We start from the raw sequence: 16504 nt of genomic DNA on the forward strand, positions 1-16504 counted from the left end.
GATGCGTATGCAAATCGTTGTCTGTGCCATGATTCCCCCTTTTATCCATTCAGGCGAGCCAGGATTTCCTGAATCTGTTTCTTCATTTCCTGGTTTTCTTTTTCCAAGGCATCGATTCGTTTATCCTTAGCAGCATCGTCGGCTTTGATAGCCGAGATTTCCGTAGCCTGGTCGTGGATGGTCTGTGCCATTTCAGCCTTGCTGACGCCGTTGTATGCGGAGCCTTTGCCAATCTTGAAGGAGACACCGGCATTGAACCCCGGGTCGCCATTGCCAAGAGAAACACCCATGTTGACCATGGTATTGGCATTCGGCTGGTAGAAGGCGCCGACAGCCGCCGCATTGGCGTTACGGTAATGACCATAACCGACAGCGAAGCTTGCTTTATCAGCCGGGTCGAAATCAAGCGGATGGAGCGCTGCCAAAGCATTGCTGCCGGCTGCCGCTCTGTTGATGTTCGTATCCAAACGGCTGTACGCGTTGTTCATGTCGCGGTAAATCTGCTGCGTGTTGGCGGCAGTCAGGCCGTTGACGTAGCCGACGTTAGCCGCACTGTTCGGGTCGTTAGCATCGCTGACAACACCAGTAATGACGCGGCCCTTGCCATCCTTGCCATTGACATCAATCTTCGTAGCCGTGCTATTGCCACCAATCTGGATGGTGTCACCTTTAGTATTCGTGTGGATGAGGTCACTCGTCGTCTTGAGTCCCGAATCCAGAGCAGACAGGTTCTGACCGACCGTATTGTTACTCTTGATATAGGAGCCATCCGTCGTGACATGAACTTCATTGTAGAGCGTGCCGCCGGAGATCAGGCCCGTATTGCCAGAAGCGACCTTGCCGTTACCTTCGACATTGACAGCATAGGTCGTTGCACCATCTTTATCAGTACCAGGTGCTACAGTTGTATTTGTACCAGCGATGACTTTAACAGCACCTTTTGCCAAATCCTTGATGACCTGTTTGCCCGCATCGGTGATATTGCCGAGATCTTTATTGGCTTTGTCGTCAAGACCTTTCGTGATGTTAGTTACTTTGTTGTCAACTTCACTCTTACTGTAAGTTTCGTTCTTCGTATAGACTTCCGACTTATCGGCCTTCGTATTTAATTTTTCATCGACATAAGTCTTATCGGCCTTCTTACCAAGTTCTTGGTCAACGTAGGATTTGTCCGCTTTGTTGGCAAGTTCTTTGGCTACAGCATCACTGGTGACCAGCTGCTTATTACCTTCTTTTACCTCATTGGTACCAATAGCCGAAGCCCAGGCATCTTTATTCGTCTTGACTGCATCAGTCGAAGCAGCTCTACCATCTGCATCTTTCAGATTTTCACCGATGTTGGATGGTCGACATTGGCCTTCATGCCTTCCAGTTTCTTCAGCTGTGCGACGTTGACGGCATCGGTATCGTTTGTACCAGCGGCTACGCCGTTAATCTGGCGGGTTACCTTACCATCAGCGGTACCGATGGATACAGCCGCATTGGTAGCCTTCCAAGTAGCAGTACCATCTGTCGAATCCTGACCGGTAGTAGGATCATAGCCTTCTACAGAATTACCTGCTACAGTTGCAATAGAACCACTGCCAATAGCTACACCATCAGCAACATGTGCTTCGGCCTTCTGTCCAAGGGCAACGGCCTTAGTAACTTTGTCTCCATAAACCCTAGCATATCTACCGATGGCAATATTGCTTCCGGAAATTGCATGGGATTCAGAGCCGATGGTAATACTGTTATCTCCTGCCGAGGTATTCACACCAATTGTAACGGCATTGCCGCCAGTTGCCTTAGCAGCACGACCAATAGCAACCGCATTGTCAGCACCAGTGTCGCTGGTTGCATTGGCATTGTGGCCAATGATGACCGCGTCATTAGCTTTAGTTTGAGTATTTTCAGTTTGAGTATTTTCAGTATCACTAGAACCAATGATTACCGTGTTCTTCTCTCTAGTCAGTGTATGATTATCGCCGATGACAATATTCGACTTGTTGGATCTTTTGATTGGCAGGACCTTGTCATCATCATAGCTGTCGCCGGAAAGTTTATTGTTGGCGCCGATGACATAATCATGCTTGCCGTTAATGACCTCATTGTTGAAGCCGTCGACGTAGTTATACTGTGAAGACTTTTCAGAGTTATAATCCTTGATAGCTGTATCGGAAGTGTCAGTAACCCATTCGCCTTTAGTTTTCTCTACCTGATTGCCCTTGACCGTATTGCCGACACCGACAACCTGGCTCATGTAGGCACTTTCGACGTTATTGCCGCCGCCCATAACCATGACCTGTCCGCCACTATCCTTGACAGCAGCCTGCAGAGCCTCACCGAGTTTCGCCGGATCGGATACATTGTCTAAGATGGCCCCAGCTTTCGTCGGATCAATGAGGCGGTAGGAATTCGTAACGGTGTTGCCTGCACCATAGATGATGGCTGCGTTAGAGTTCGTCGTCATATTGGCCTGGCCGACGATGCTGTTGGCTACGCCGCTGAATACTCCAGACTGGGCCGTACTCTGGTTAATATTAAATGTACCATAAGATAGAGCTGTTGCACCACGGAAATCATAGCCCATAAGTTTCACATCACCCGTATTGATGACGCCGGAATAGGAACCGGCTACGGTCGAAGCAATACCGTCTGCTTCCGTGCTGAAGCCGGATGCCAAACTGCCCATGCCTTTTGCACCCTTATTATCCGAATTGTCGGCAAGAAGATCTTTCACAGTAGGCAAAGTTTCTTGCGTGCTGCTTTTTTTGTCATTAACAGAATAGTACTTGATGTTATGAGTCTTATCGTTCAGCTTAGATGCATTATCTGCAACCTGTGCATCAAGAGCACTCAGGTTCTGGCCAGTCGTATTGTTTGCCGACACATAATTCAATTTCTTGCCAGTTTCTGCAACCGGTGCGTCGTAGTTGTACAGCGTCTTGCCCGTTACCAGCTGGTCGGAAGTAGAAGCATTTGTAGCAGTAGTGGTCGTGCCTTTAGAGAACGCATCTGCGCCAAGAGCCTGGCCCCAGGCAGTTTTGCTGGCCTGCTGTGCTGCTGCTTCCTTACTGGGATCTTCAATCGGGGTATTTTCAGCATCAAACTGAACATTACCATTTTCGTCTATCTTGTAAACTTTGACGTTACTACCTACACCAGAAGCATTCTTAAGTTGCTCCATAACAACAGCATCATGATCTTCGATGCCGTCAGCAGCCTTAACGAGACGATTGTAGTAAGCAGAATCATAATATGTCTCTTGAATATCAAAATCGTTGTAATCAATAATAGTACCATCAGGATTACGTTCTCCATCGGCGCGCTCTTTCCAGATTATTTTATACCCGGATACGTCGCCTTTATCATGGCCGAAAGATATGGTTTGGGGAGCGTCTGCTGTAGCCTTATCTCCGATTGCCGTTGCAAAATTATCGAATACTTGCCCATCCATTTGGACCCCGGATGCCAGCTGCTTCCCCTGCCCCAATTCTTCACACTCTTTGTCAGTCATATCTCTTCTACTAAGCCCAGTTCCAGTAACAACAGACTGATGGCCAGCAGCTAAAGTGTAAGGAGCATCTATTGATGTAGAACCGCCAAGAATGCCTACTGAATGAGCACCATTAACAACACCATACCATCCACCAATAGAGGTTGCTGTATCTCCACCAACAAAATTATAAAGTCCACCAACAACAGTACTAGTGTTACCATAAGCAATATTCGCCTGACCACCATTTGCCACAGAATCCTCGCCAAACGCATCATTGTATCTACCTCCCATGATAGCTGTACGAGTACCAAAAGCAGTATTCACCCAACCACCATAAACAGCAGAAACTCCACCTACAGCCGTATTACCTGTACCACCACTGACTATTGCATTATCACCAGAAGCGGTATTGCCAGATCCACCAACAGCTACAGTACCACCGGTAATGATCGTGCCCTTCTTACTAAGGGTAATTATAGCGCCAGTCGTTGTACCGTCTGTTGTTGTCTGGTTGCTGATAGAGGTGATGCCCTTCAGATCTTTGTTCAGCTTGATTTCCAGTTTGGATGCCTGAGTCGTGCCATCCGCACTTTCTGCTGCCGGAGTTGAAACGACACCGATATTTCCTTCTGTCAAATCTTTTTCCGTTGCAGCGCCGCCCGTGATATTGAGCGTCGTGTTGAGTTTTGTTGGAGTTTGGGTGTAGTCTTTCGGCACATCTTTTTGCACATCGCCGGTAAAGGTAATGCCATCATCCAGATTGGCAATGTATTCAGTCCCATCTATAGCATTTGAATATACCAGACGGCCTTTCAGGTCATTCGGTGCATCAGTAGCACTATGTAGATAGGTAGAACCTATTGTCCCCTTAGCATCAATATTGTTAAAGGCAATATATCCTTGTGCATTATTGTTATAGTCTTCTCCTACACCGAGGACGACGCCGCGCTTTGTCCCTGAAGTACCGTCTTCTTTTCCATAGTTGACACTAACCGTAGATCCATCAATGCTCACACGATTTCCCAAGTTACTGGCTTCAGTAGAATCGGAATACACATTCAGGCTGCCACCCTCGCCTTCAGTCGCTTCCCCAAGGACGATATCCTTGTTCAGACCGATTTTGACGTTAGAGCCATCGTTAGAAATCTTTACGTTTTTATGATCCGTTGTCCCGTTCTTTCCATCAACAGCAGGCGAAAAGTCGACAGTCTTGCCAGAGGTAATAGTTGTGGAAGAGCTGTAACCGTTGGTGCTTAGGTTCCAGCCCGTAGTCCCGATGGACTCAATGGCTTTGTTCATCTGTCCCACCGTAGCCACATCAGTGTCACCTGTACCGTCAGCAACATTGGTAATTCGGCGCTTTAAAGTCGAACTACCTACGGAAACATAAGGTGTAGCAGAACTTGTATCCGTAGCGTCTGAATAGGCACCGATGGCGATGTTCCCGTCTTTGGCTTGAGCGCTATAGCCTAAAGCAACGGAAGACCATTTGATTGACGGTTTTAATTTGATCCCATAATTATCGTCTTGTACCGTACCGGAAGTTCCTGCACTTCCTTCGTAATCTACTACCTGGCTGGTTTCTTGGGTATTTTCAGCGACGGCATTGGAACCGATGGCAATGGAACCCCAGCCGGTGGCATTAGACTGGAAACCAACAGCTGTTACATAATTGTTTCTCATTCCGACAGGATCATTCTTTCCCCCGTCATTATATCTGTCGAGTTCCCCGATAAACACACTGCCTTTTGACTGTCCGGCATTGCGGTTCCCAATGGTAATCGTCTGCTCTCCTGCCTGTGCATACAAGCCCGCAGTGACAGCACCCGGTTCCTTTGCACCGCCGCCCTTATAGTTGGGTAATTCTTGCCAAGAGCGGTTATTGTTGATATTGCTTAATTTATATGGATACTTCGTCCACTGATTTGTTTTTTCATCAAAGTACCAGTAGTAACCATTGGCTCCTACATAGTCATTATTTTTCAGACTTTCAGTTCCGTCTGCTGCCTGCGCCACTGGCATCCCTACAAACGAGAAAGCTCCCAAGGCCAGCAACACAGCTGCCGTCAAGGCTGCTTTGCTTCTGACTGTATGACTTTGTGTGGTTTTGCAATGACTTTTTGCTAGTTCCGAGACGACAACGTAGCAATGTCTGGTTTTGCTGTAAATGACTTTAAATATTTTGTTCATAATTTTGCGCATCCTTTACTTATAATGACTTCACCTTATATACCATGTAAGATTTTTCCGATGCACCGCCTTTCACTATATTGCATTTTTATGTATTTTATATGGTCTTTTTGTGATATCATTATAGCACTTATTTTTGTTAATAAAAGGCTTAGTAAAGCCATTTTGCAGCTGTATAGACATCAACTTGTTATTACATTTTTATTCTTTTTATTGTAAATTATTAATATTTATTTAATACTATATATTAATAAAATATTACAAAAAATTTTACAAAAAAAAGAGCATTTCATGGAAATTCTCGCTTGAGGGGTTCATAAAATGCTCTCTTTTTGTATATAGACATGGGACAATTTTGCAGGGAATCTGCACAGAAAAAAGACCGTGTATGATGAAACATCATACACGATCCCGTTAATCTGTTTCTGGCCCGAAATCCCAAAATCCGGTTCCCGTTTCCGGATCATATTTCCGCCGAATTCGTCCGCCAAGGACGGGCCGTAGTTCGATTTCAGCCGTGTACAGAACTTCAATCGACTTGATATGCCCTGCCGCAATATGATGTTCGCCATCTTTTTTATAAGAAAAAGCCGCGTGGGTGTGATGGAAATAGGCACCCGCATCATCAGTAACGACATTCCCAGTCAGCGAGACTAGTTCCAGCATCCCTTTCAGCTCTTGGACCTCAAAACTCCCCGTTTCCGGAATAAACGTCTGGATTTCGGCCGAACGGCAGCCGCCAATACCCGAAAAAATAGCCGATTCAATCTGTTCATTCTGACAAATCCCTAAAATCGTGCTGATGATTTCATCCCCCTTGTCCATCCGAACATAATAAGTTTCACCAAATTTACGATAATCCATATGTCATGCCTCCTTGTAGCACACTGACCTACTGCCATTGTAAAGCCGGCACCAGAAAAGAGTCAAGGCAAGCACCATGGCGGTATTTTGGTAATTGCTCCTAAATCAATTTATTTTGTTTAGCAAGTTCCTTGATGATGGAAAGTGATAATTTGGTATACTTTGCGACTTTGTCTAAATCCACACCATCCTTGAGCATTTCCAAAGCTGATTCCAATTTTCCCTTCATCAGACCATCTTCATACAATCCTTCTCCTAAGTTGCACATGAGCTTCAAATCCCCCTCTCCTTCTTGTGTCAAATCAATCCCAAAATCATTATGCAGGGCCGTAATCTTTTCGTTGGCATTCTTTGACGATTTGAACATCAAATCAAGCAGATTTATCAGCTGGTCTTTGACTTTGCTGTTCCCTGATAATAGATGATAGGTCCCCATTTTCCTAATTGTATCAATTTTAAACTTTTTGCACAATTAGGAATATCCTCTCCGTGGTTCATAAAAGCTTACCAATAGACAAGAACAAACTGTGATTGAATCTCTCTAACGGGCCGCCCTGTTCGGGTCGGCCCCTACGCACAAGGCCGTTGGTCGTGTATTTTTTTAGCCGGTAAACGTTGTTTCCATTTATCGCCTGACTGCGATTCTGTAGGGGCCGTCCTGATAAAGGCGGACCGCCTGAATTTTGTGCATAGCCGGAATTTATGACGAATGGCACATGGTCGTAATACAATCGTGAGTTCGTCGCGGCGGAGCCGCATAGAGTCCGAAAAAAGTGACGTGGTTCGTGGTTGGTGATTCGTGGCTCGTAAAAACCTGCCATTATAGCAGAATGGGCTGTGGCCGCATCTCACAGCGGGCCGCCCTGTCCGGGACGGCCCCTACGCACAAGGCCATTGGCCGTGTATTTTTGTAGCCAGTAAACAGAGTTTCCATTTATCGCCTGGCTGCGATTCCGTAGGGGACGTCCCAAAGGGCGTCCCGCCACAGCTGTCCGTTTTGGCAACCGCCCTGCGCCTTCCTCTGGTCGGCACCTGACGGGCCAAAAAGGCCGCGTGAATCCCGTGTACAGCCAGAATTTATGACGAATGGCACATGGTTGTAATATGATAGTGAATTCGTTGCGGCGGAGCCGCATCGTAGGGGCTCGCACGTGGCGAGCCCGCGTGAATTCTGTGCATAGCCGGAATTTATGACGAATGGTACATGGTTGTAATATGATAGTGAGTTCGTTGCGGCAAAGCCGCGTTGAGTCCGAGGTAAAACCTATTGTATTTTGGTACACTTTGGGAACTTTTGAAAAAGCAAAAGCCTTACAAATGGCTTGGTTAAGCGATTTGTAAGGCTTGTTGAAACTATTCCCATTCTATGCTCTACTGAATTTCGCCAAACTAAAATGGCTTAATTATCGCATTTCTGGTTCATCCATTTCGTAAAAGCAGACCTATATTCGTGTTTTATACTAAATCTTGGTACAATTTTGGTACACTTCATCTCTGAAAAATCTCCTCACCAGAACATAGCCAAAAACAACATAAAAATTCAGACAGCTTGCCCCTTAGTCATCAATACTTTACGATTGACATAAGTGAAATATCCTTGCCTGTGCTTCATTCAAAACTAAAACTTCTGCTTTCCATATTTTCAATAGAGCATGTAATCGTTTCTGTAAAGCCTCTTGTACTGAATTGCACCATTCTTTCTGATGATTTTTGATGATTAAGATGAATTGGATTTTAGGTTGAGAATATAAATGTCTTTGAAGCTCTTTCCCTAATACAATACTGCCACTCACACTTTGTACCTCACTATGAATGGCACTACAAATCAACAGGGAATCAAGAAATTTTTTAGCAATTTCATCAATGAACTGGTTGAAAGCCATCCCTTCGTGACTGTTAGGGTTCGGTGCAGATGTTTTAGCCTCGATAAACAGAACATATACGCCTCGCCTTAGTTCTTTGAGTGTAAGACATTCTACGACAGAAATCCCCTTACCTCTCAACGATGCATACAGCTCACTTTTCTCTATATAAAAGGATTTGTCTTCCTCAAAAGAAAATTTCATGCCAGATTCTTCAAAAGTAAGCATACCTATCCTCCCAACGACCAATCCACTTCTTGCTGGTATAATCGGATGGATTCATCAATAATAGAATTATCGGGCATCCCGTCTTCCATATCATCATAAGATGGCTTCCCATCGGCTGTTAAAGACAATACCGGAATGGACAGGCTATGCATTTTAGCTAAAAGATACAATTTTTTTACGACGAAATATGAATGAGTCGCAATAAAGAACTGAATCCCCGCTTGAGACAATTCAAAAATCATATCTAAATAATCGGAAATGGCCTTCGGGTGAAGCGCCGATTCCAGTTCATCAATAAAGATAACTGCGTGGTTATCCAAATAACGATTAGAGAGCAATCGATTGAAAATAGCAATTTTTTTTACCCCTTCTGAGGTCATCCCAATCGTAAAGCGCGCATTTCCTCGTTTATAGTACCATTCATTCTTTTGATCATCGTATTCTATCTTCCCCTTGATGACCTGTTCCAATTTTTTTCGTCCATCAGCAAAAGCATCAAAATTCCGCCCCCGCTGTGGAGCAATTTGCAGTGCCTTAACCAAATCAAGATACGTATCGTCAAATCCAAATAACGAATCTTGATCTCGCGATTTCAAGATGATGTTAAAAAGCGATAAGACTTCCTTAGCAGGAATAAAAACAGATTTATTCTGACGCGGTGTATCAAAGGTATTTTGAATTTTGCCGATTTTCATATTCGTATCTTTTCCGAAAGTAAAACAAAACTCGGCCGAGTCCTCAACCATAGAAAAATTTAACGCACTCTTCCCTTTCTTAACCAAGTCTCCCAAAGCTTCCACTTGAAAAGTCCAGTACAATTTTTCGGCTAAAATATCTGCCAATTCACGTTTATCATTCCCTTTACCATACTGCTCCAAAGTGCGTAAAGCAGCGTAAAGTGCTTTCAATAAAATCGTCTTGCCACTACTATTTTCACCAATAATTAAATTTATATTCTGCAATGATGTCCATTGCAAATTTTCATGCTGACAAAAATTTTCCAGCTGTATCTTCTGAAGCACTGGCCTCGCCTCTTTCTTGATAACTTTAGTACCATCATACCGAATTCCAAGAAATAATACAATGCCGCTTTCCAGCTTAATCCGTTTCTGACCCGAAATCTCAAAAGCAGTTCCTGTTTCTGGATCATATTTCCGCTGAATCCGTCCCCCTTGTCCATCCAGACATGATAAGTTTCACCAAATTTACGATAATCCATATGTCATGCTCCCTGTAACATCATAACCTACTGTCATTGTAAAGCCGTCACCAGAAAAGAGTCAAGGCGGAAAAGGTCGTGTATTGTAAACAGCTGCCTGCGGCCATAGAAAAATTCAGTGAAAATCTCCTTTTAAAAGGTTTTTCTTTCAAAACGCCAGCCTATTTCTTGTTTTGAGGCAATCCAGTATAATAAAGACAAACGGAGGTGATTGAATGATTTATGTTACCGGCGATATTCACGCCAATCCGGCAAGGCTGGGTATGGATGCATTGGCCCAGCGTGGGATTCATATGAAGCCAGAAGATTATATCATCATTTGCGGCGATTTTGGGATTCCCTGGGTCGGGGAATCGAATGAAACAGATCACAAGTGGCTGGAATGGCTGGCCCAGCTGCCGTATACGGTCCTGTTCGTCGATGGGAACCATGAGAACTTCGACCAGCTCTGCCGCTATCCAGTGAAAAGCTGGTCCGGCGGCCGGGTCCATGAACTGCGGCCCAATCTCTATCACCTGCTGCGCGGCGAAGTCTTCACCCTCGAAGGCCGGACCTTCTTCACCTTCGGCGGGGCCAAGTCGACGGACAAGGCACAGCGCTGGCCTGGTGTGTCCTGGTGGCCCCAGGAAGAGGCGTCGGCCGAAAACTTCGACAATGCCGCCAAAAACCTGACAGCCCACGACTTCACTGTCGATTACGTCATCACCCATACGGCGCCGGCCCGCTTTGTCGACCAAGTCGCGGACATGAGCCAATGGATTGATGGCTGCAAGACCTCCCAACTCCTGAGCGGTCTGGAAGAGCTGATGACCTATAAGAAATGGTATTTCGGCCATTTCCATGTCGACTACATTCGGGACGACTCCGTGGCCGCCTGGATGTATCAGGACGTCGTACCGATCGAGAAAAAATGATGCACCGAAAGGACGTGATAGGATGGATGACGTCATGGATGAACGACTTCCGGATCAGGAAATATGGGTCAAAGCCATCGTTGCAAGGCAAAATGAATCTCAGTGGCGGGTAACCGATGGGAGCAATGCCTTTGAAGTTTATGTCGAAAAGGATGTCCTGGACCGACTCAAACGGGAAAACCTCAAGATTACCCGCGGAAATATTTTCCGTATCCGCTACTATATCCGGCAAAGCGTGAAGAATCATGACTTGTCGAGCCAGTATGTCGTTACGGAAATACTCGAAATCAAGAAGAGAATGAAGCAAATCGAAATGCCCTGGACCATCCAGTAAGCACTGAGGGAGGTGATTCTATGATTTTACAGGAAGCCTTGCGGCAGGCTGATGTACAGAAATTGGCGGCGGCGACGTATGAATATCATCGCGCTGCTGATTCGGGTCCAACCGTGTATGATGAAAAGCGATGTCATGGGGTTACGAAAGCCTATTCCGATTTCATCCAACGGCTGCTGACTTTGTCCCCAAAAAAGGAAGACGAGCAATGCTTGCTGCCGGATAACGATGGGCCTTTCATGACCGCTGCATTATATTTGTATAGTGATGTGCGTGCCGCTCTAGCCCAATGGCAGCTGGAAAAGTGCTACACGAAAGCGGAATTACAGCACTTTTCGACGGCTGAACTCAAAGCCATCCATCAAACGCAGCAACAGCATCAACCTGATAGTTATGCCTATACGTTTGAACCTTGGGAAAAGATGCTGGCTGTTGATATTTGCTGGCCGTGCGATTTTTCAGAGGACGAAAAGTTGCAATTTTTAGCCGCCGTGTTATACGAAATATCTTTTTGCGGCGTTACCTTGGAAGAGCATCGCCGTGCCCTGGCAGAAATGGAAGACGAATGGCAAGCCGTGAAGGACGCACAAACCTATCCGTTCGACGAATTCCGTCGTGAAATGGGCTGGGACGCCCTGCCCAAACGGGCTATAACGGAAAAACGCGAAGACATCATCAACTCGATTCTTGCCATTCAGCAGACGTATAAGATGTTCCAGCGGGTCTTTACGATTTTGTAAGAGCGAATTTTAATAGTACTACACATACACATGTGTATGTGTACATGTGTATGTGTAATTGTGAGCCCCGTCTACGCCGTCTTTCCGCTCTTGTCTTTCCATAGCGATTGTGCTATCGTTCAAATAGAACAACGAGGAGGTGTTCGCATGAGTCGGGAATTGGAACAATGGCTACTAGAGGAGCGAAGAGAAGGATTCAAGGAAGGATTCAAGGAAGGGTTGAAGGAAGGTGAAGACCGAGTGGCGGCCTTATTTAAACGGATGAAAGCCGACGGCCGCTTGCAGGACTTCTCTAACGCCCTCAAAGATAAGAATGTCAGAGAAAAATTATATAAAGAATACGGTATCGAATGACCTAAAGGCCCCGTGCGGAACGCGCGGGGCTTTTTTCTTCTAGATTAATCACTCTTATCGTATCAAGACGGAAGAGATATCTGTCTAGACTTTCATGCTTATTTTATTTATAATATAAGCATGAAAGTTGGTGATTCCTATGAAGCAAACTTCCGATTTCATTGATACCTCCGGTATGTTGCTAACCAAAAATGCGATACAGGGAGGCATCAAAAAAGATGAATTCTATCGTTTTATTGCAGCCAATCATTTTGAAAAGGCAGCCCACGGTATATATCTTTCTCCGGAAGCCTGGGAAGATGAGTCTTTCGTGCTTCATCAACGCTGTCCGCAAGCTGTCTTTTCCCATGATGAAGCCTTGTTTTACCATGGACTGACCGATCGTGAACCTATGCAACAGACTCTCACGATTTATTCTGGCTACAATACCCAGAAACTGAAAGAATCTGGCATCAAGGTTTTCACAGTAAAAAAAGAATTATTGAATGTAGGAAAGATTATAGTTGAAAATTCCTATGGGCACAAAATTCCGGTTTATGATTTGGAGAGAACCATCTGTGATTTGATGCGAAGTCGCCGTTATTTTGAAATCCAGGATTTTCAGACAGCCATAAAGACCTACGTAAAACGCCCGGATAAAGATTTGAACAAACTTATGACTTATGCCCCTCTTTTCCGTGTTGAAAAACGAATCCGCCAATATATGGAGGTACTTTTGTAATGAAACTGACTCAGGCTCAATTGAAAGGCCGCCTTAAAAGCCTTGCACAGAAAAATCACGCAGACGCCCGGAGTCTCATTCGTATTTATATGATGGAACGGTTCCTGGAACGAGTATCAACTTCTCGCTATAAAGACAACTTCATTATTAAAGGGGGAATTCTTGTAACGTCCCTGATTGGTGTTGCCCTGCGCTCCACCATGGATATTGATACCACCATCAAAAATCTGAATCTTTCTGAAACAGATATTTGTCAAACTGTGGAAGAAATTTGTGCCATTGATTTGCAGGACGAGATTACTTTTCAGATTAAGCAAATCAGTCACATCATGGATGAGATGGAATACCCTGGTATTCGCATTACCCTGAATGCTTACCTTGGCAAAATGCCGGTTCCTATGAAAATTGATGTTTCCACGGGAGATATCATTACACCTGGGGAAGTCCAATATCAGTATAAACTGCTGTTGGAAGACCGTTCAATTCCATTGTGGTCCTATAACTTGGAAACATTGCTGGCTGAGAAGCTGCAAACTGTTCTGGCAAGAGGAATCTTGAATACTAGAATGAGAGACTTCTACGATTTATATGAGCTGACCAGTGTCTATAAAGATAAAATCGACCAGTTGCTATTGAAAGATGCTTTTCATGCCACCTGCACGAAGCGCGGTTCCCTGCTGCTTTTGACTACGGGTCCTCAGATTATCTCTGCCCTTCAGCAGGATTCCCATTTAATGGAAATGTGGAAATCTTATCAACAGAAGTATTCTTATGCCAATGAGATTTCTTACATAGACATCATGCAGTGTACCCAAAACCTCTATGAGGTTGTTTCCCGCATGTAGAAAGGAAAAGCAGCGTGACGAGGCATCTATCCAACCAATATCATAAAACTGAAGGAGGTGTTCACCATGAGTTTGGAATTGGAACAGTGGTTATTGGAGGAGTACAAAGAAGGCTTGAAGGAAGGTGAAGACCGAGTGGCGGCCTTGTTTAAACGGATGAAAGCCGACGGCCGCTTGCAGGACTTCTCTGACGCCCTCAAAGATAAGAATGCCAGAGAAAAACTATATAAAGAATACGGTATCGAATGACCGGAAAGCCCCGTGCAGAACGCACTGGGCTTTTGTTTTTTTGTGCCTAAAGAGTCCTAACGAAGAAAAAACAGACCTAACTTTTAAGGGTTGCTTTTGGCGCAAAAATATAACATGGGGCCGGGACTCCGGCAAGGGTAAAGTGTACAGCGAGCTGCCCTTGCCTGCATCCCAGCCCCATGTTTTTTGTTGCGCGTAAAAGCAAGAACCAAGTGGTTCTGGAAAAGATTTCACCCAAAGGAGCGAATGACCATGAAAACCAATGAACGCGCAAAATACATTTACTTGACCTTACAGTTACTGCCGACCGAGAAAGAACACGAAGCGTTGCAAATGACCTGGGACAACTACAAAAAAGCATGCAATACTTTTTCACGAATTAAGTATTTGAAACTGGCAAAAGGAAAACATATGAATGTTTCTGCCTGCAAAAAAGAAGAACCAAAATCAGCCCGCGCATTAGCCCAAAGATTGCTTCATGCGGTTTACGAAAATAGCATCAAGTACACAGTGGAAGAAGCTTATAAAAACCAGGAAGACAGCAAAAAGTTGGCGCTGATTGTTTTCGGGGAATATGATGAAACGAACGTTAAACTTCTTGCCATCCCATATTTTCGCAAGCCGACTTTCACAGTCGATTTTTCCACGAAAAAATGCCGATTGGATCTTGCAAAAAACTTCCAGAAGATAGCTTTCACTATCCCCAAAGGGTTGCCAGAACCACCGGAATCCTGGGAAGTCAAACGGGCTTACTTGAAGCTTATCTATGGGACTTGGTATCTGACATTAGGGTTCTCCAATCCGACAATTAAAACAGAGGTCAAGCCAGATACCCATATCGTCGGTATCGACCGCGGAGAAATCAATATTGCCACGACTTACTCCCCGGATAAAGGAGCCAAGCGATATAGCGCAAAGGACTACTCCACCTCTTGTAAGGGCGGTACGAAAGACGATTACCACAAGAATCTTTTTGCAAAAGATGTCATTGTCGCACAGGAAATCGTAGAGAGAGAATCTCCCGATACGATATTTGTTTTAGAAGACCTGCATTTCAATAAATTGCGAAAAGGATGGTCCTATCGTAATTTCAGTGACGCATTCATCTACCTTGCGGCCTTGCACCACCAATGTGTATTCTTCTGCGACCCGCGCAACACCAGCCGGACCTGTCCCAAGTGTGGCGAAGTCACGAATACAAAACGCAATCGTGATGAACACCGATTCATCTGTTATAGTTGTGGTTACGGCGAAAAAGAAATCGTAAATGATGATGAAAATGCGGCCGAAAACATTTACCTTCGCGGCCGAAAAGAACTTTTAAAAGATGATTTCTGAGTAAAGGTTAAGAATGAGTTGAACCATGCTACACATGCACATGTGTATGTGTAGCATAAGCTACGCTTTTATCAAAAATCTTAAGTTTTGAGATGATCGAAAATATGATATAATAGCTGCATCCATAAAGTCTCAAAACCCCTACTCATAACTATAGTTTAAAAAGGAGGCCCTGAATATGAAATATGGTTATGCCCGCGTCTCAGCATTGGTTCAACTGAAAGGCAATTCCTTGGAAGAACAGCAGCAGGAATTAATTGCGGCTGGCGTTGCTAAAGAAAATATCATCTGTGAACAATACTCCGGGAAGACGACGGCCCGGCCTAAATTTGAAGTCTTGATTCAAAAACTGATGCCTGGCGATGAGCTAGTATGTTGCAAGCTGGATCGTTTTGCCAGGAACGTAGAAGACGGCTTGCGAACGGTCCGCCAGCTCTCCGACAGAGGCATCGTCGTCAACATTTTGAATATCGGCCGAATCGACAATTCAGCCGTCGGAAAACTGACGCTGACCATCATGTTGGCCTTCGCCGAATTTGAACGATCCATGATTCTGGAACGGACTGCTGCCGGGAAGGCGGTAGCAAAAACCAAGGCCGGCTATCGAGAAGGACGGCCGCCTTATAAAAAAGCAGTCATCGATAATGCCATGGAACTATTGAAGACTCATACCTACAAAGAAGTCGTGGAAATTACGGGCATAAGCCGGGCTACATTGGCCCGCTACAAGCAAAGATATGAACTCCGGGTCACCGCCGTAACGCCCTGCCCAAATCAGATTCTAAAAGTCATATTCTCTAACGGAGAGACGCGCTGGTTCGACACCAAGAAACTGAAAGGACCCGCCTTTGCCCCATTGAAAGATAAGGCCGTATTCGAGAAGCCTGTCATTTTTCACGGCATCATTACTTGGGCTGACGGAACCGTTGATGTGGCTCCAGAAACGGTCTATATGGAAAGCCAATGTGACGAGGCATCGGTCTGACAAAAATCATAAATGCAAGATCCTTTTTTGCTTGACATCCCCCCCAAAACGATCGTACGATCAGACTATGACAAGGTCCAAAAACAGTGGGCCTTTTACTAAGAACTCGGCCAACAAGTCTTATAGCGACTTTGCTATAGGGCGTTCCAAGACAGACAAATGCGCACTTACCCATTCGTT

General features: G+C 45.0%; 15 protein-coding genes. 9 read left to right on the forward strand and 6 right to left on the reverse strand.

Translation table 11 applies throughout. The features are described 5' to 3' along the window. Window positions 1-41: 41 nt before the first annotated feature. From NOS26_RS00990 to NOS26_RS01015, 6 genes are all read right to left on the reverse strand, one after another. Complete coding sequence (locus NOS26_RS00990; RefSeq protein WP_255917147.1) at window positions 42-947, reverse strand: YadA C-terminal domain-containing protein; 906 nt, start codon at window positions 945-947, stop codon at window positions 42-44. 374 nt (window positions 948-1321) lie between these two features. Further along, window positions 1322-5671, reverse strand: coding sequence for an ESPR-type extended signal peptide-containing protein (locus tag NOS26_RS00995; protein WP_255917148.1), 4350 nt, complete (start codon window positions 5669-5671; stop codon window positions 1322-1324). Between the two features lie 414 nt (window positions 5672-6085). Next, window positions 6086-6535, reverse strand: coding sequence for a PPC domain-containing DNA-binding protein (locus tag NOS26_RS01000; protein WP_074787514.1), 450 nt, complete (start codon window positions 6533-6535; stop codon window positions 6086-6088). 100 nt (window positions 6536-6635) lie between these two features. After that, window positions 6636-7007 (reverse strand): hypothetical protein, encoded by a 372-nt coding sequence (locus tag NOS26_RS01005; protein WP_022498024.1) that lies wholly within the window; start codon window positions 7005-7007, stop codon window positions 6636-6638. 1099 nt (window positions 7008-8106) lie between these two features. Beyond that, the gene (locus tag NOS26_RS01010) at window positions 8107-8625 is read right to left on the reverse strand and encodes a hypothetical protein (RefSeq protein ID WP_255917149.1); all 519 of its coding nucleotides are present in this window, start codon (window positions 8623-8625) and stop codon (window positions 8107-8109) included. Window positions 8626-8627: 2 nt separating this feature from the next. Next, window positions 8628-9647, reverse strand: a complete 1020-nt coding sequence (locus NOS26_RS01015) for an AAA family ATPase (protein ID WP_255917150.1) — start codon at window positions 9645-9647, stop codon at window positions 8628-8630. Window positions 9648-10059: 412 nt separating this feature from the next. Between NOS26_RS01015 and NOS26_RS01020 the strand changes: the two genes are divergently transcribed. The 9 genes from NOS26_RS01020 (at window position 10060) to NOS26_RS01060 (ending at window position 16324) form a co-directional block, all read left to right on the forward strand. After that, entirely contained in the window at window positions 10060-10758 is a 699-nt protein-coding gene (locus NOS26_RS01020) for a metallophosphoesterase (RefSeq protein WP_255917151.1), read from the forward strand. Between the two features lie 22 nt (window positions 10759-10780). Then, window positions 10781-11092, forward strand: coding sequence for a hypothetical protein (locus NOS26_RS01025; protein ID WP_255917152.1), 312 nt, complete (start codon window positions 10781-10783; stop codon window positions 11090-11092). Between the two features lie 20 nt (window positions 11093-11112). Then, window positions 11113-11832: a DUF6557 family protein gene (locus NOS26_RS01030; RefSeq protein ID WP_255917153.1), complete on the forward strand. Its 720-nt coding sequence runs from the start codon at window positions 11113-11115 to the stop codon at window positions 11830-11832. Between the two features lie 147 nt (window positions 11833-11979). After that, entirely contained in the window at window positions 11980-12186 is a 207-nt protein-coding gene (locus tag NOS26_RS01035) for a hypothetical protein (protein WP_255917154.1), read from the forward strand. Window positions 12187-12325: 139 nt separating this feature from the next. Then, the gene (locus tag NOS26_RS01040) at window positions 12326-12907 is read left to right on the forward strand and encodes an abortive phage infection protein (protein ID WP_255917155.1); all 582 of its coding nucleotides are present in this window, start codon (window positions 12326-12328) and stop codon (window positions 12905-12907) included. After that, window positions 12907-13752: a nucleotidyl transferase AbiEii/AbiGii toxin family protein gene (locus NOS26_RS01045; protein ID WP_255917156.1), complete on the forward strand. Its 846-nt coding sequence runs from the start codon at window positions 12907-12909 to the stop codon at window positions 13750-13752. The genes NOS26_RS01040 and NOS26_RS01045 overlap by 1 nt, the downstream gene beginning before the upstream one ends. A gap of 66 nt (window positions 13753-13818) precedes the next feature. Next, entirely contained in the window at window positions 13819-14001 is a 183-nt protein-coding gene (locus NOS26_RS01050) for a hypothetical protein (RefSeq protein WP_255917157.1), read from the forward strand. A gap of 252 nt (window positions 14002-14253) precedes the next feature. Continuing rightward, window positions 14254-15339 (forward strand): zinc ribbon domain-containing protein, encoded by a 1086-nt coding sequence (locus tag NOS26_RS01055; protein WP_255917158.1) that lies wholly within the window; start codon window positions 14254-14256, stop codon window positions 15337-15339. Between the two features lie 178 nt (window positions 15340-15517). Next, window positions 15518-16324 carry a recombinase family protein gene (locus tag NOS26_RS01060; RefSeq protein ID WP_255917159.1) on the forward strand — a complete coding sequence of 269 codons (807 nt, stop codon included), beginning with the start codon at window positions 15518-15520 and terminating at the stop codon, window positions 16322-16324. Window positions 16325-16504 lie beyond the last annotated feature (180 nt).

Source organism: Megasphaera sp. SC8-1 (genome assembly GCF_024436295.1).
Lineage (GTDB): Bacteria > Bacillota > Negativicutes > Veillonellales > Megasphaeraceae > Megasphaera > Megasphaera elsdenii.

What these genes read in the sequence shown, in the direction of transcription:
- NOS26_RS01020 (WP_255917151.1), top strand. Translation starts at nt 10,060, where the DNA reads ATGATTTATGTTACCGGCGATATTCACGCCAATCCGGCAAGGCTGGGT.
- NOS26_RS01060 (WP_255917159.1), top strand. Translation starts at nt 15,518, where the DNA reads ATGAAATATGGTTATGCCCGCGTCTCAGCATTGGTTCAACTGAAAGGC.
- NOS26_RS01055 (WP_255917158.1), top strand. Translation starts at nt 14,254, where the DNA reads ATGAAAACCAATGAACGCGCAAAATACATTTACTTGACCTTACAGTTA.
- NOS26_RS01050 (WP_255917157.1), top strand. Translation starts at nt 13,819, where the DNA reads ATGAGTTTGGAATTGGAACAGTGGTTATTGGAGGAGTACAAAGAAGGC.
- NOS26_RS01000 (WP_074787514.1), bottom strand. Translation starts at nt 6,535, where the DNA reads ATGGATTATCGTAAATTTGGTGAAACTTATTATGTTCGGATGGACAAG.
- NOS26_RS01040 (WP_255917155.1), top strand. Translation starts at nt 12,326, where the DNA reads ATGAAGCAAACTTCCGATTTCATTGATACCTCCGGTATGTTGCTAACC.
- NOS26_RS01030 (WP_255917153.1), top strand. Translation starts at nt 11,113, where the DNA reads ATGATTTTACAGGAAGCCTTGCGGCAGGCTGATGTACAGAAATTGGCG.
- NOS26_RS01045 (WP_255917156.1), top strand. Translation starts at nt 12,907, where the DNA reads ATGAAACTGACTCAGGCTCAATTGAAAGGCCGCCTTAAAAGCCTTGCA.
- NOS26_RS00995 (WP_255917148.1), bottom strand. Translation starts at nt 5,671, where the DNA reads ATGAACAAAATATTTAAAGTCATTTACAGCAAAACCAGACATTGCTAC.
- NOS26_RS01010 (WP_255917149.1), bottom strand. Translation starts at nt 8,625, where the DNA reads ATGCTTACTTTTGAAGAATCTGGCATGAAATTTTCTTTTGAGGAAGAC.
- NOS26_RS01035 (WP_255917154.1), top strand. Translation starts at nt 11,980, where the DNA reads ATGAGTCGGGAATTGGAACAATGGCTACTAGAGGAGCGAAGAGAAGGA.
- NOS26_RS01025 (WP_255917152.1), top strand. Translation starts at nt 10,781, where the DNA reads ATGGATGACGTCATGGATGAACGACTTCCGGATCAGGAAATATGGGTC.